This window comes from Rhodococcus sp. NCIMB 12038 (assembly GCF_002165735.1).
Taxonomy (GTDB): Bacteria; Actinomycetota; Actinomycetes; order Mycobacteriales; family Mycobacteriaceae; genus Rhodococcus_F.
On record NZ_NHML01000017.1, the window covers coordinates 124,337 to 139,016 of the forward strand.

Here is a 14,680-nt window from a genome sequence, read left to right on the forward strand (position 1 = left end):
TCGAACTTACGCGGGAACCTCGATCAAGGGGTAGACACCATTCTCGTCGTGGACCTCACGACCGGTGACGGGCGGGTTGAACACGCACAGCATGCGCATTTCCGTCTCGGGTTCGACACGGTGACGCTCGTGACCGTTGAGCAGGTACATCGAACCGGGGCCGAGTTCGTAGACCTTGTCGTTGTCGAGGTCGATCAACTTGCCGGTTCCCTCGACGAGCCAGACGGCCTCGACATGGTTGGCGTAGTGGAACTCGTTGACCGAACCCGCTTTGATCGTGGTCTCGTGGAACGAGAAACCCACTTTGTCGCCGCCGAGGACGATGCGCTTGCTGCGCCAGTTGCCGTCCTCGCTGGTGATGTCGCGCTCGGTGTCGGTGATTTCTGCGGTGGTGCGAACGATCATGTGTGTGTCAGTCCTCTCTCTAGCTGCAGACCTTGCCGGTGGCGTCGGCGAGAATGGCCAGGCCGTGGTTCAGTTCCTCGTCGGTGATGGTGAGCGCCGGCAGGAGCTTGACCACCTCGTCGGACGGTCCGGACGTCTCCGCGAGCAGTCCCTCGTCGAAGGCGAGCTTGCAGACCTTGCCCGCGTGCTCCGGCTCCTCGAACACGAGGCCCTGGACGAGGCCGCGACCGCGGGTGGAGACGGAACCCTCGAACTGGTTCGCCAGCTCGGTGAACGCCTGGTGGATCTTCTCGCCCTTGGCCAGTGTCGACTTGTGCAGGGTGTCGTCGGACCAGTAGTGGTCCAGGGCGACCTTCGACGTGACGAACGACGGGTTGTTGCCGCGGAACGTGCCGTTGTGCTCACCCGGGCCCCACACGTCCAGCTCACGCTTGAACAGGGTCAGCGCCATCGGAAGGCCGTACCCGCCGATGGACTTCGACAGGCAGACGATGTCCGGGGTGATGCCTGCGATCTCGAAGGAGAAGAACGGCCCGGTGCGTCCGCAGCCCATCTGGACGTCGTCGACGATCAGCAGGATGTCGCGCTCGGCGCACAGATCCGCGAGGGCGCGCAGCCACTCGGGGCGGGCAACGTTGACGCCGCCCTCACCCTGCACCGTCTCGACGATCACGGCGGCCGGACGGTTCAGGCCACTGCCCGAGTCGTCGAGCACCCGGGAGAACCAGTGGAAGTCCTCGGTGACGCCGTCGAAGTAGTTGTCGAACGGCATCGGGGTGGCGTGCACCAGCGGGATTCCGGCGCCGGCGCGCTTCATCGAGTTACCGGTGACCGACAGGGCGCCGAGCGTCATGCCGTGGAAGGCGTTGGTGAAGTTGATGATCGACGAACGACCCGTCACCTTGCGTGCCAGTTTCAGGGCGGCCTCGACCGTGTTGGTGCCGGTGGGTCCGGGGAACTGGACCTTGTAGTCGAGACCTCGCGGTTTCAAGATCTTGTCCTGGAAGGTCTCGAGCAGGTCGCGTTTGGCCACGGTCGACATGTCGAGACCGTGAGTGATGCCGTCGCCGACGATGTAGTCGACGAGCGCCGACTTCAGGACCGGGTTGTTGTGGCCGTAGTTCAGCGAACCGGCGCCGGCGAAGAAGTCGAGGTAGTCGCGGCCGTTCTCGTCGCGGATCCACGATCCGGACGCCGACTCGAAGACGGCGGGCCAGCCGCGGCTGTAGCTGCGAACCTCGGACTCGAGGCTCTCGAAAATGTTCGTATCGAAATTAGTCATGTTGCTGCATTCCTCCGGGGCATGCTCTTAGCCGATCGTGTACAGATCTTCGGCTTCGTGTCCATCGGGAAAATCGTTAGGGGAGAACAGTTCCTGCTTGTTGATCGCCGTATCTCGGCGACGCGCCAATGCTGTGAACAGCGCGATCGAAGCCTCGTTGTCGGGGCTGATCGTCGTTTCGAGATGGGTAATCCCTTCGGGTGCAAGTCGATCGAGCAGCGCGCTCAACATGCGACCTGCAATTCCCTTGCCGCGCTGGTCGGCGTCTACGGCAACCTGCCAGACAAACAGCGTTGCAGGGGATTCTGGGCGGATGAAGCCCGATACGAACCCTACGACGCGCTCGTCGACAACTGCGACGACCGACGATCGGCTGAAATCTCTACACCACAACAGGTATGCGTAGCTCGAATTGAGATCGAGCACTTCCGTGTTCCTGGCGATCTCCCAGAGCCGGACTCCGTCAGTGATCTCTGGACTTCTGAACAACACCGCGTCCGGCGCGGTGGTCGGGATGGCACTCTTCTGAACAGGCGTCATTGGAAATTCGAACCTAACAACCATCCCCTTCGATTTCACGTGCCTCGCGAAATTGGACAGTTCAGGCGGCAGAGCTTTGCAGGTGAGACGTGCAAAGTGATGCTCATCACATTATGTAACTTTTGGGTGAACCGCAAGCGACACACTTCGCCTATTTGAGACTCGCGAGCGCGAAGGGGAGAACCGACGCGGCACCCGCCGCGCGGACCGTCCGGGCAGCCATCGTGAGGGTCCAGCCGGTGTCGGTGAGGGTGTCGACGAGCAGCACCGGTCCGGTGCCCTCGGGAACACTCGGGGCCTCCCAGGCGTCGACGAGCCCGGCCACCCGGTACGCGGAGTTGGCCGCGGACACCGGCGGATGCTCGGGGCGCAGCCGCAGAACCCCCAGGTCGGTGAGGCGTCCCACCGTGGCCAGCTGCCCCGCGATCGACGCCGACAGCAGCGGGTGGGTGGCCGATTCGACCGCCATCACCGCCGTGGGCCGCTCGGCCCAGTCCCAGGACGCCAGCACCTGGATGCAGGCCTTCAGGACGGCGTCGGGCGCCGGTCCGTCCGGTTCGTCGAGCAGGGAGCGCAGGCGCTGACCCCAGCCCAGATCGGACAGCCGGCCCAGCACGCGACCCGGCTCGGGGCCGTCGGAAATCTTCCCGGACAGCTTCACACCGAGCTTCGCGAGGCCCGTCGGCCACTGTTTGCGGGGCGCCAGATCCACGCCTGGGCGCTCGAGACGGGCTCTGGTCTGTTGCACCGCCTCGGCGTCGACAGTCGCGTCGTGGCGCTCTCCGGTGCAGTTGTCGCACCGCCCGCAGTCCGACGTGCCTGCCGCCAGGCCAGGGTCGTCGAGCTGCTCGCGCAGGAACGCCATCCGGCACGTGGTGATCCGCTGGTAGTCGATCATCGCCTGCTGCTCGGATTCGCGGGCTCGCTCGAGGCGCTCGTACCGGTCGGCGTCGTACGTCCACTGCTCGCCGGTGCCCACCCAGCCGCCGCGCACCCGGCGCACGGCGCCGTCCACGTCCAGGACCTTCAGCACCATCTCCAGCCGGGTGCGGCCGAGCTCCACGAGTGGCTCGAGCGCCTGCGTGGACTGCGGCCGGTCGGTGTCGAGGACCTCGATGACCCGGCGCACCACGTGCTCGCGGGGGAACGCGACGGACGCGAAATAGCTCCAGATCTGCTTGTCCTCGGATCCGGGCAACAGGATCACCTCGGCGCGGTCGGTGGACCGGCCTGCACGCCCGACCTGCTGGTAGTAGGAGATCGGCGACGACGGCGCACCGAGGTGCACGACGAACCCCAGGTCGGGTTTGTCGAACCCCATCCCGAGCGCGGACGTGGCCACCAGCGCCTTGACGCGGTTGCCGAGCAGGTCCTGCTCGAGGGTCTCGCGCTCGCCGGCGTCGGTCTGCCCGGTGTATGCGGCGACCGTGTGCCCCTGCTCGGACAGCAGGCTCGCCAGATCCCGGGCCGCCGACACGGTGAGCGCGTAGATGATGCCGGAGCCGGGCAGGCTGTCGAGCTTCTGGGCGAGCCATGCGGCCCGGGCGGTGGTCTCCGGAATCTGCACGACCGACAGGTGCAGCGACTCACGTTCGAGGCCGCCGCGCAGCACGAGGGTTTCCGCGCCGCCCACCCCGAGCTGCGTGGAAACGTCGGAGACGACGCGATCGTTCGCCGTGGCCGTGGTGGCCAGCACGGGGATGCCCTCGCCCAGCTCGGCGATCAGCGTGCGGATCCGCCGGTAGTCGGGGCGGAAGTCGTGACCCCAGTCGGACACGCAGTGAGCCTCGTCGACCACGACGAGGCCGGCGTCGGCGGCGAGGGAGGGCAGGACCTGGTCGCGGAAGTCGGGGTTGTTGAGGCGCTCGGGGCTGACCAGCAGCACGTCGAGTTCGTTGTCCGCGACCCGTGCGTGGATGTCGTCCCACTCGGTCACGTTCCCGGAGTTGATGGTGGCGGCACGCACACCGGCGCGCTCGGCGGAGGCCACCTGGTTCCGCATCAGCGCCAGGAGCGGCGACACGATGACCGTGGGACCGTGCCCGTGTGCCCGCAGCAGCTTCGCCGCGATGAAGTAGACCGCCGACTTGCCCCAGCCCGTCCGCTGGACGACGAGCGCCCGCCTGCGGCCCACGACGAGCGCCTCGATCGCCGTCCACTGGTCGTCGCGGAGGGTGGCGTGCTCGCCTGCCAGCTCGCGGAGCAGCCGTTCGGCCTCGTCACGGAGTGCGGGTTCGGTGGCGGTCGTCATGCCCCCATGGTGCACGACCGGGGTGACACGAAGGATCCAGGCGAGCGCCTGGGTGCTCAGCCGGGAAGTGCTGCCTCGATCTCGGCGAGGGTGGGCGAGGACGTGGAGGCGCCGCGGCGGGTGGTCGCGAGTGCGCCCGCCGTGCACGCGAACGGGACGGCGGCAACGGGGCCGCCGCGCCACGACACGCTGAGGGCGCCCGCGAAGGCGTCGCCCGCGCCGGTCGTGTCGACCACCTCGACCGCCGGGGAGTCTGCGTGGAGCACGGTGCCGTCGCGGCTCGCGTAGTCTGCGCCGGACGACCCCAGTGTGGTGACGACGTGGGAGACGGCGCCGGTGACCTCGGCGCCGAGTTGCGCGGCCTCGGTCTCGTTCACCAGCAGCACGTCGATCAGCTCTACGAGCTCGGGCGGAAGTGGCTGCACCGGTGACGGATTCACCATCACGACGGTGCCGTGGGCCGCGGCGTGTGCCGCCGCGGCCACCACGGTGCCCAGAGGTATCTCGAGTTGGCAGAGCAGGACGTCGGCGTCCGCGACCGTCGCGAGTTCGGCGGGAGTCAGATCCATCACGGTGCTGTTGGCGCCCGGGACCACGACGATGCTGTTCTCGCCCGCGGCGTCGACGGTGATCGCCGCGATCCCGCTCGGCCCGTCGACCTCCCGCAGGTACCGGGTGTCGACCTCGGCGTCGACGAGGGCCTGCCGCAGGTCGAGGGCGAACACGTCGGAGCCGACCGCCCCGATGAACGTCACGGCCCCGCCCGCCCGCGCCGCGGCGATCGCCTGGTTGGCGCCCTTGCCGCCGGGGGTGGCGGCGAAGGCGCTGCCCAGGATCGTCTCTCCGGGCCCCGGCAACCGCTCGGTCGCCGTCAGTAGATCCATGTTGACGCTGCCGACCACGGCGACCCTGGGAGCGGACATATCCCGAGACTAGCCCGCGTCGGCGGCCGCCGTCTCCTGCGCGGACGCGGCGGATGCCTCGCCCTTGCGGCGGAGGCGCTTCAGGATGCGCCGGGCCTCGGCGTCCGTGGACACGGCGGGCGGTGAACCCTCGAGGGGCTTGCGGGCGGTCTCCGAGATGAGGAGCACCGCGATCCCGCCGACGACCGCCGCACCCATCATGTACATCGGCGCGACGAGGTCGCTGCCCGTCGCGTCCTGCAGCGCCGTGAGCACCAGGGGAGTGGTGCCACCGAAGATCGACACCGCGAGGTTGTATCCGATCGCCAGGCCGCCGTAGCGGATCCCGGTCGGGAACAGCGCGGGAAGGACCGACGGGAACACGCCGACGAACAGCAGCAGCAGACCGCCGAGCATCGCCAGGCCGAGGAAGACGGTGACGTAGTGGCCGACCCCGATCAGCAGGTACGCCGGCAGCGACAACGCGAAGAACCCGACGAAACCGGCCAGCAGCAACGGTTTACGACCGACCCGGTCGGACAGTTTTCCGACGAAGCTGATCGCCACCATCATGATGAGCATCACGATGATCATGAGGACGAGACCGTGCGATTCGTCGTAGCCGAGCGTGTTCGACAGGTACGTCGGCATGTAGCTGAGCAGACCGTAGTGGGCGATGTTGTAGGTGGCGACCAGGATCACGCACAGCACCAGCGGACGCCAGTTCTCCACCAGCGTCTCGCGCAGCTTGCGTCCGGTGGATTCGTCTGCGAGCGAACGCTCTTCGGCCTGCTCCATCTGCTGGAACGCGGGCGTCTCCTCGAGTCGCAACCGCAGGTACAGGCCGATCAGCCCCAGCGGACCGGCGAGCAGGAACGGAATCCGCCACGCCCAGTCGACCAGGGCGTCGGCGCTCACCACGGTGCTGATGATGGTGACCAGTCCCGCGGCCGCCACATACCCGGCGAGGGTGCCGAATTCCAGGAAGCTCGCGAAGAACCCGCGGCGCTTGTCCGGTGCGTACTCGGCGACGAACGTGCTCGCGCCGCCGTACTCGCCGCCCGTGGAGAATCCCTGCACGAGCCGGAACAGCACCAGCAGGATCGGTGCCGCGAGCCCGATGGATCCGTAACTCGGGATCAGGCCGATGGCGAACGTGCTGCCCGCCATCAGGATGATCGTGGTGGCGAGCACCTTCTTGCGGCCGATCCGGTCGCCGAGCGGACCGAAGAACAGTCCACCGAGGGGGCGGACGACGAAGGCCGCGGCGAAGATCGCGAACGTCGACAGCAGCTGTGCGGTGCCGCTGGCCTCGGGAAAGAAGACCTTGCCGATCGTGGTCGCCAGGTAGGCGTACACGCCGAAGTCGAACCACTCCATGGCGTTACCGAGCATGGTGGCCTTGACGGCGCGTTTGACGGAGGCTTCGTCGGTGACCGTGACATCAGGCGATTCGGCCACCTCGGCCGACGTGATCGAGTGATCTGGTGCATTCATGTCTTGCGCTCCCCAGCGCAGTTATCACCCGCACGGGGCACGTACCTGATGCACGCATCTTTTCGTCGCCCGCACGGCGATTGCTGGTCGGGTTCGGCAACCCACGGCCCTTCGGCGCGATGCGGCCCCCGCCGATCGGCTCTGGCTCGTCGGTCGGTCCCGCTCCACCGTCCGGGGTGCGGGACTACCAGCTGTAAGAGCGATTACCGTAGCAAAGGATGTGGGGACTTGTCGGCCCGAGACTCAGAACGCGCGGGCGTATTGCGCCGGAATCTGCGGTGTCACCTGGGCATTCAATGTGCGTGCCGCTTTCCGCGGCCAGTACGGGTCGCGCAGCAGTTCACGTCCGAGGAACACGGCGACGGCCTCTCCCGACTCCACGATCTGCTCGGCCTGCTCCGGTTCGGTGATGAGCCCCACCGCGGCGGCGGGGAGCAGGGTCTCGTTCTGGATGCGGCGGGCGAACGGGACCTGGTAGCCGGGGCCGACCGGGATCCGCGCGGACGCGACGCCGCCGCTGGAGACGTCGACGAGGTCGACGCCCAGATCGGCGAGCGTCTGCACGAGGGCGACGGTCTGGTCCGGCGTCCAGCTGTCCGCGTCGAGCCCGGGCTCCTCGGACAGCCAGTCGGTGGCCGACACCCGGACGAAGACCGGCAGTTCGGCCGGCCACACGCCGCGCACCGCCTCGACGACCTCCAGCAGGAGACGGATGCGGCCCGCGAAGCTGCCGCCGTACTCGTCGGTGCGGTGATTACTGACCGGCGAGAGGAACTGGTGCAGCAGATAGCCGTGTGCCGCATGAATTTCCACCACCTTGAAGCCTGCGCGCGACGCCCGCTCGGCGGCGGCGGCGAAATCCGCGACCACCTTCCGGATGTCCTCCGCCGTCGCCGCCGCGGGCAGGGTGTGGTCGCCGAAACCGATCGCGCTCGGCGCCACCGTCCGCCACGCCAACCGATCGGCGTCGTCGAGGCTGCCCCCGCCGCGCCACGGGACGTGCGCGGACCCCTTGCGCCCGGCGTGCCCGAGCTGGATGCCGGGTACCGCGCCGAAGTCCTCGAGCTGCGCGTTGATCTGCGCGAAGGCCTCGGTCTGGGTGTCATTCCAGAGGCCGAGGTCGGCCGGGCTGATGCGGCCCTCCGGGCTGACGGCCGTCGCCTCGGTGAGGATCAGGCCCGCACCGCCGATGGCCCGCGTCACGAGGTGCGTCCGGTGCCAGTCGTTCGGCACCCCCACGTCGCTGCCGGTCACGTCGGCCGAGTACTGGCACATCGGCGCCATCCACACTCGATTGGGGACGGTGACTCCGCGGAAGGTGATGGGTTCGAACAACACGCTCACTGCAGCACTCCTACCTCTGATGGTCTCGACCAGTCGCAACCCGTCCGGGGGATGAAATCATTCCCGCCCTTCCCGCTCCGCGCGGTGGCAGGGTCCTTCCCGCTCCGCGGGGTATCCGGCCCTGTATATAGGCTGTGTTCATGACTGCAGTGACTTCCACCTCGTCGGCCGGTGCCACGGTGGATACCCGTGAAGCCGTCCACGCAGCGGCCCGTCGCGCCCGCACCGCGTCGCGGGTCCTCGCGCTGCTCACCACCGCGCAGAAGGATGCGGCGCTCCACGCGGCGGCCGACGCCGTGCTCGCCGCGTCCACCGACATCCTCGCCGCCAACGCCGCCGACATCGAGGCGGCGAAGGCGTCGGGCACCGAGGACTCCCTGCTCGACCGGCTGCGGCTGACCGCGGAACGGGTCGAGGGCATCGCGTCCGGCCTGCGTCAGGTGGCCGGCCTGCCCGACCCGGTCGGTGAGGTGGTGCGGGGCTCCACGCTCCCGAACGGTCTCGAACTGCGTCAGCTGCGGGTTCCGCTCGGCGTGGTGGGCATGGTGTACGAGGCCAGGCCCAACGTCACCGTCGACGCGTTCGGGCTGGCCCTGAAGTCGGGCAACGCGGCCCTGCTGCGCGGCTCCTCGTCCGCGGCGAAGTCGAATGCGGCGCTGGTCGTGGCGCTGCGGGCGGCACTGGCCGCGCAGCAGTTGCCGGAAGACGCGGTGCAGTTACTGCCGAGCGAGGACCGCTCCAGCGTGACGCACCTGATCCAGGCCCGCGGGCTGGTGGACGTCGTGATTCCTCGCGGCGGGGCCGGCCTGATCAGCGCCGTGGTGCGCGACGCGACTGTTCCGACGATCGAGACGGGCGTCGGCAACTGCCACGTCTACGTCCACGCGGCGGCCGACCTGGAGATGGCCGAACGGATCCTGCTCAATTCCAAGACGCGGCGGCCGAGTGTCTGCAACACCGCGGAGACCGTGCTGGTCGACGCCGCGATCGCCGAGACGGCGGTGCCGAAGCTGCTGCAGGCCCTGCAGATGCACAGTGTGACCGTGCACGGGGACCTGCCCGGGCTGGTGCCCGCGACGGAGTCGGACTGGTCCGAGGAGTACCTCACGCTCGACGTGGCTCTCAAGGTCGTCGACGACCTGAACGCCGCGGTCGAGCACATCGACCGCTACGGCACCGGCCACACCGAGGCCATCGTGACGTCCGACCTCGCGGCCGCCCGCGAGTTCACCGCCCGGGTCGACGCCGCCGCCGTCATGGTCAACGCCTCCACCGCCTTCACCGACGGTGAGCAGTTCGGATTCGGCGCCGAGATCGGGATCTCCACGCAGAAACTGCACGCCCGCGGCCCGATGGGGCTGCCCGAACTGACCTCCACCAAGTGGATCGTGTGGGGAGACGGGCACACGCGCCCGGTCTAGACCCCCGCCGGACTCCCTTCCTCAAGCCCCTCTGAAAGGAGCGAGCGTGGACCGCGCACTGCCCACCACGAAGCCGTTCTTCGCCAGCGTCGACGACGTCATCGCTCGGCTCGCCGAAACCGGTTACCTGTCCGACAAGGGCACCGCGACCGCGGTGTTCCTCGCCGACCGGCTCGGAAAGCCCCTGCTCATCGAGGGTCCCGCCGGAGTCGGCAAGACCGAACTCGCCCGCGCCGTCGCCGAGACCACCGGCGCCGAACTGGTGCGGTTGCAGTGCTACGAGGGCGTCGACGAGGCCCGCGCCCTGTACGAGTGGAATCACGCGAAGCAGATCCTGCGCATCCAGGCGGGCAGCGACCACAGCTGGGACGCCACCAAGGCGGACGTCTTCTCCGAGGAGTTCCTGCTGTCGCGGCCGCTGCTGACCGCCATCCGGCGCGAAGACCCGACGGTGCTGCTGATCGACGAGACCGACAAGGCCGACGTCGAGATCGAGGGCCTGCTCCTCGAGGTACTCAGCGATTTCGCGGTCACCGTCCCCGAACTGGGCACCATCACCGCCACGCGCAAGCCGTTCGTCGTCCTCACCTCGAACGCCACCCGCGAACTGTCGGAGGCGCTCAAGCGCCGCTGCCTGTTCCTGCATCTCGACTTCCCCGACGCCGAACTCGAGCGGAGGATCCTCGCGAGCCGGGTGCCGGAACTGCCCGAGGCGGTGGCCGAGCAGCTGGTCAAGACGATCCGTGTGCTGCGCGGCATGCAGCTGAAGAAGCTGCCGTCGGTGGCCGAGACCATCGACTGGGGTCGCACGCTGCTGGCGCTCGGGCTCGACACCCTCGACGACGACGCCGTGCGCGCGACGCTGGGTGTCGTTCTCAAACACCAATCCGACCAGCTGCGGGCCGCTGCCGAGCTGCGACTGAACTGAAGGACTTCCCATGGCTGCTGGTGGTCCCCTCGCGTCCCGGTCGAAGCCGGGCGGTCGCGCGGCGCCAAACGGGCTGCCGGGGCATCTCGTCGACTTCGTCGAAGCGCTACGGCGGCGCGGGATCACGGTCGGACCGTCCGAGACGGTCGACGCCGGACAGGTGATGTCGGTCCTCGACCTGCTGGACCGCGAATCCCTGCGGGAGGGCCTGGCGTGCGCGTTGCTGCGGCGGCCCACCCACCGGCCCACCTTCGACGCGTTGTTCGAACTCTGGTTCCCGGCGGCGGTCGGGAACCGGGCGGCCGGGGCGATCGACACGAGCCTGCCGCGGAACGCGAAGGGTGACATCGACTACGAGGCGCTGCGCGAGCTGATCGTCGACCTGCTCACCGACGGGTCGCCGGAGGCGATCGAGCTCACCGAGTTGCTGACCGCGCAGATGGTCGAGGAACTGGGGCAGTACCAGTCGGCGAACGGCCCGTCGTTCTCCGCCTACCAGGCGCTGCGGGACGTCGCACCGGAAACTCTGCTGAAGAAGATCCTCGACGGACTCCTCGGCAATCAGCAGGACACCGGGGCCCGGACGACGGAGAGCTACGAATCCGAGGTGGCCAAGCGCACCGCCGCCCAGCGGATCGCCGACTTCCGCAAGATGATCGAGAAGGAGACACGGCGCCGGTCGGCCGAGAACCTCGGCAAGGAACGGGTGGCGTCGTACGGCGTCCCCCGACTGGCCGAGGAAGTCGACTTCCTGCGCGCCTCGGACGCCGAGCTGACCGCGCTGAAACGCAACGTCACCCCGCTGGCGAGGCTGCTCGCCAGCCGCCTGGCCGTGCGACGCAGCCGGGCGAGTGCCGGTTCGATCGACCTGCGCCGGACCCTGCGCAAGTCGATGTCCACCGGCGGCGTGCCCATCGACCTCGTCCAGCGCAAACCCCGGCGGGCCCGCCCCGAACTCGTCGTGATGTGCGACGTGTCGGGTTCGGTCGCGGGATTCAGCCACTTCACGCTGCTGCTCGTCCACGCTCTGCGCGAACAGTTCTCCCGGGTGCGGGTGTTCGCGTTCATCGACACCACCGACGAGGTCACCCGCTTCTTCGACGCGGGAGCCGACCTCGGCAGCGCCATGTCGCGGATGATCCGGGAAGCCGACCTGGTCGGCTACGACGGGCACTCCGACTACGGCAACGCGTTCGGGGTGTTCGCCGAGCGGTTCACCCAGAGCATCACGTCCCGCACGTCCCTGCTGGTGCTCGGCGACGGTCGCAACAACTACCGCGACCCGAACCTGGAGGCACTCGCCCGACTCGTGTCGGTGGCGAAGCACGCGCACTGGCTCAACCCCGAGCCCCGCGGCCAGTGGGGATCGGGCGACTCGGCGGCCAAGGTGTACAACGAGGTCATCAGCATGCACGAATGCCGATCCGCTCAGCAGCTGGCGTCGGTGGTCGCCGGATTGCTGCCGGTGTGAACACGTAAGCTCGACACTCGTGGAACAGGGAACAACGGGCGCGCGTCGGCGCCGCCTGGGAGTCATGGGCGGCACCTTCGACCCCATTCATCACGGTCACCTGGTGGCCGCCAGCGAGGTGGCCGACCGATTCAGCCTCGACGAGGTGGTCTTCGTACCCACCGGCAGGCCGTGGCAGAAGCAGGGCAAGGGCGTCAGCCCGGCCGAGGACCGGTACCTGATGACGGTCATCGCCACCGCGTCGAACCCGCGGTTCTCGGTCAGCCGGGTGGACGTCGACCGCGAGAAGGTCACCTACACCGTCGACACCCTGCGGGATCTGCGCAGCTACCACCCGAACGCCGAGCTGTACTTCATTACCGGTGCGGACGCCCTGGCGAGTATCCTGTCCTGGCAGGACTGGGAGGAACTGTTCTCGCTGGCGAAGTTCGTCGGGGTGTCGCGTCCGGGATTCGATCTCAACACCGAACATCTGGCCGGGCACCTGGATGCGTTGCCGGAGGACGCGGTCACGCTGATCGAGATCCCGGCTCTGGCGATCTCCTCGACGGAATGTCGGCGGCGCGCCAGTCGCCATCGTCCTGTGTGGTACCTCGTGCCGGACGGTGTGGTCCAGTACATCTCCAAACGGAACCTGTACCGGCCACCGGACTCCGAGCGCCTCGACGGCGCGACGACGATGTCCGAACCGGCCCCGGACAAGACCAAGAGTTAGACAGCACTTTCCGAACGAACTGGGAGAACATCGCGTGAGCGCAACGACCGAAGCCATCGAGATGGCACGCATCGCGGCAGTGGCTGCCGACGAGAAGCTGGCCTCCGATGTGGTGGTGCTCGATGTTTCCGAGCAGCTGGTCATCACCGACTGCTTCGTCATCGCCTCCGCCCCCAACGAGCGCCAGGTGAACGCGATCGTCGAGAACATCGAGGATCGGCTGCGTGAGGCAGGTCACAAGCCGGTGCGGCGCGAGGGCACCCGCGAAGGCCGTTGGGCACTGCTCGATTTCGTGGACGTCGTCATCCACGTCCAGCACAACGAGGAACGCAACTTCTACGCCCTCGACCGGCTGTGGAAGGACTGCCCGGCCGTGCCGGTGGAGGGTATCGGCCAGCACGGCCCGGCCGGCGCGAACGGTGCGGGCGCCCCCGAGGCTGCCGGTGCGGGCGCCGCAGAGACTGGGGAGTCCGAGCTGTGACGGATGCTCCCCGTGCCCCGCGGCGGCTGATACTGCTCCGCCACGGACAGACCGAGTACAACGCCGACAACCGCATGCAGGGCCAGCTCGACACCGAACTGTCGGAGCTGGGGCGGTCGCAGGCGCGCGCCGCCGCCACCGCGCTCGTCGGTCGCCGACCGATCTCCATCGTGTCCTCCGATCTGCGGCGGGCCTACGACACCGCCGTGGAGGTCGGCGACAACGCCGGACTGCCGGTGCAGATCGACGAACGCCTCCGTGAGACGCATCTCGGCGACTGGCAGGGGCTCACCCACCTCGACGTCGACGCGCGCGCACCCGGCGCCCGCGCCGCATGGCGCGGCGACGCGACGTGGGCACCGCCCGGCGGCGAGAGTCGCCTCGACGTCGCCCGCCGCAGCAAGCCGGTGGTCGCGGAACTGGTCGAGAAGCACGAGGACTGGGCCGAGAAGCCGGTGGTCCTGGTTGCTCACGGCGGATTGATCGCCGCGCTGACCGCCGCTCTGCTGGATCTGCCCGTCGACCGCTGGCCGGTGCTGGGCGGGCTGGGCAACACCAGCTGGGTGCAGCTGAGTGCGTACGGGAACCCCGATTCGCTCAGCTGGCGGCTCGACGTGTGGAACGCTTCCGCGAGTGTGGCCAGTGACGTCCTCTGAGATGGATGCCGGTTCCGGGGAACGCCCCGTCCTGCTCGTGCTCGCCGACTCGCTGTCGTACTACGGACCCAAGGGCGGTCTCCCGTCCGACCACCCCGACATCTGGCCCAATATCGTTGCCCGCCAACTCGGCTGGGATATCGAGCTGGTGGCGCGGATCGGCTGGACCAGTCGCGACGTGTGGTGGGCGCTGACCCAGGACCCACGGGTGTGGTCCGCGGTTCCCCGCGCCGGCGCCGTGGTGTTCGCCGTCGGCGGCATGGATTCGCTGCCGTCCCCGCTCCCGACGGCGTTGCGGGAGCAATTGCGCTACGTCCGCCCGCCTGCGCTGCGACGCGTCGTGCGGAGCGGCTACCAGTGGCTTCAGCCCCGGCTCGCCCCGCTGGGGTGGCCGGTGGCGTTGCCGCCGCGGCTGAGTGTCGAATACCTGGAGAGCTCACGGGCGGCGCTCGAGTACATGCGCCCCGAATTGCCGGTCATCGGAACCCTGCCGTCGGTGCACCGCAGCGAGGCCTACGGCAAGGTCCACGCGGGTCGTCCCGGTGCCGTCGCGGCAATCACCACGTGGTCGGAGGAGAAGAACGTGCCCCTCGTCGACCTCGCGGAGGCGGTGCGCGCCAACGTCTTCAGTGATCAGGGCAACCCGGACGGCATCCACTGGGGCTGGGACGGACACACCGAGGTGGCCGCGGCGATGCTGACCGCGATCCGCGCGGCGGCCGTCGTGCCGGACTCCGCCGAGGGCGCGGTTCCGGCCGACCCCGTGTCGAGCGGAGCCGAGTAGTCC

Annotated in this window: 14 protein-coding genes; 7 read left to right on the forward strand and 7 right to left on the reverse strand. The window is 68.6% G+C overall.

Translation table 11 applies throughout. From position 1 onward, the window contains the following. Nucleotides 1-6: 6 nt before the first annotated feature. The 7 genes from CA951_RS25645 to CA951_RS25675 all read right to left on the reverse strand — a co-directional run bounded on the left by CA951_RS25645 (nt 7) and on the right by CA951_RS25675 (nt 8,221). On the reverse strand, nt 7-405 hold the full coding sequence (locus tag CA951_RS25645; protein ID WP_087559512.1) for an ectoine synthase: 399 nt from the start codon (nt 403-405) through the stop codon (nt 7-9). Nucleotides 406-424: 19 nt separating this feature from the next. After that, nucleotides 425-1,687 (reverse strand): diaminobutyrate--2-oxoglutarate transaminase, encoded by a 1,263-nt coding sequence (ectB, locus tag CA951_RS25650; RefSeq protein WP_087559513.1) that lies wholly within the window; start codon nt 1,685-1,687, stop codon nt 425-427. A 27-nt stretch (nt 1,688-1,714) separates the two neighbouring features. Continuing rightward, nucleotides 1,715-2,227: a diaminobutyrate acetyltransferase gene (gene ectA / locus CA951_RS25655; protein WP_009474013.1), complete on the reverse strand. Its 513-nt coding sequence runs from the start codon at nt 2,225-2,227 to the stop codon at nt 1,715-1,717. A gap of 151 nt (nt 2,228-2,378) precedes the next feature. Continuing rightward, entirely contained in the window at nt 2,379-4,478 is a 2,100-nt protein-coding gene (locus CA951_RS25660) for an ATP-dependent DNA helicase RecQ (RefSeq protein WP_087559514.1), read from the reverse strand. A 56-nt stretch (nt 4,479-4,534) separates the two neighbouring features. Beyond that, nucleotides 4,535-5,401, reverse strand: coding sequence for a ribokinase (locus CA951_RS25665; RefSeq protein WP_087559515.1), 867 nt, complete (start codon nt 5,399-5,401; stop codon nt 4,535-4,537). A gap of 9 nt (nt 5,402-5,410) precedes the next feature. Further along, nucleotides 5,411-6,877, reverse strand: coding sequence for an MFS transporter (locus CA951_RS25670; RefSeq protein ID WP_087559516.1), 1,467 nt, complete (start codon nt 6,875-6,877; stop codon nt 5,411-5,413). A 243-nt stretch (nt 6,878-7,120) separates the two neighbouring features. Continuing rightward, nucleotides 7,121-8,221, reverse strand: a complete 1,101-nt coding sequence (locus CA951_RS25675; protein ID WP_087559517.1) for an NADH:flavin oxidoreductase/NADH oxidase — start codon at nt 8,219-8,221, stop codon at nt 7,121-7,123. A 140-nt stretch (nt 8,222-8,361) separates the two neighbouring features. Here CA951_RS25675 and CA951_RS25680 point away from each other — a divergent pair, with 140 nt between their 5' ends. Genes CA951_RS25680 through octT form a run of 7 tightly spaced genes read left to right on the forward strand, consistent with a single transcriptional unit; the run spans nt 8,362 to nt 14,677 of the window. Then, the gene (locus CA951_RS25680) at nt 8,362-9,642 is read left to right on the forward strand and encodes a glutamate-5-semialdehyde dehydrogenase (protein WP_087559612.1); all 1,281 of its coding nucleotides are present in this window, start codon (nt 8,362-8,364) and stop codon (nt 9,640-9,642) included. Between the two features lie 46 nt (nt 9,643-9,688). Continuing rightward, complete coding sequence (locus CA951_RS25685) at nt 9,689-10,570, forward strand: MoxR family ATPase (RefSeq protein ID WP_072946578.1); 882 nt, start codon at nt 9,689-9,691, stop codon at nt 10,568-10,570. Nucleotides 10,571-10,580: 10 nt separating this feature from the next. Then, a complete protein-coding gene (locus tag CA951_RS25690; RefSeq protein ID WP_087559518.1) occupies nt 10,581-12,041 on the forward strand; it encodes a VWA domain-containing protein in 1,461 nt (486 codons plus the stop codon). A 19-nt stretch (nt 12,042-12,060) separates the two neighbouring features. After that, the gene (gene nadD / locus CA951_RS25695; RefSeq protein ID WP_087559519.1) at nt 12,061-12,756 is read left to right on the forward strand and encodes a nicotinate-nucleotide adenylyltransferase; all 696 of its coding nucleotides are present in this window, start codon (nt 12,061-12,063) and stop codon (nt 12,754-12,756) included. Nucleotides 12,757-12,790: 34 nt separating this feature from the next. Beyond that, a complete protein-coding gene (rsfS, locus tag CA951_RS25700) occupies nt 12,791-13,237 on the forward strand; it encodes a ribosome silencing factor (protein WP_087559520.1) in 447 nt (148 codons plus the stop codon). Next, a complete protein-coding gene (locus tag CA951_RS25705; RefSeq protein ID WP_087559521.1) occupies nt 13,234-13,893 on the forward strand; it encodes a histidine phosphatase family protein in 660 nt (219 codons plus the stop codon). The genes rsfS and CA951_RS25705 overlap by 4 nt, the downstream gene beginning before the upstream one ends. After that, complete coding sequence (octT, locus tag CA951_RS25710) at nt 13,880-14,677, forward strand: diglucosylglycerate octanoyltransferase (protein WP_087559522.1); 798 nt, start codon at nt 13,880-13,882, stop codon at nt 14,675-14,677. The genes CA951_RS25705 and octT overlap by 14 nt, the downstream gene beginning before the upstream one ends. Nucleotides 14,678-14,680 lie beyond the last annotated feature (3 nt).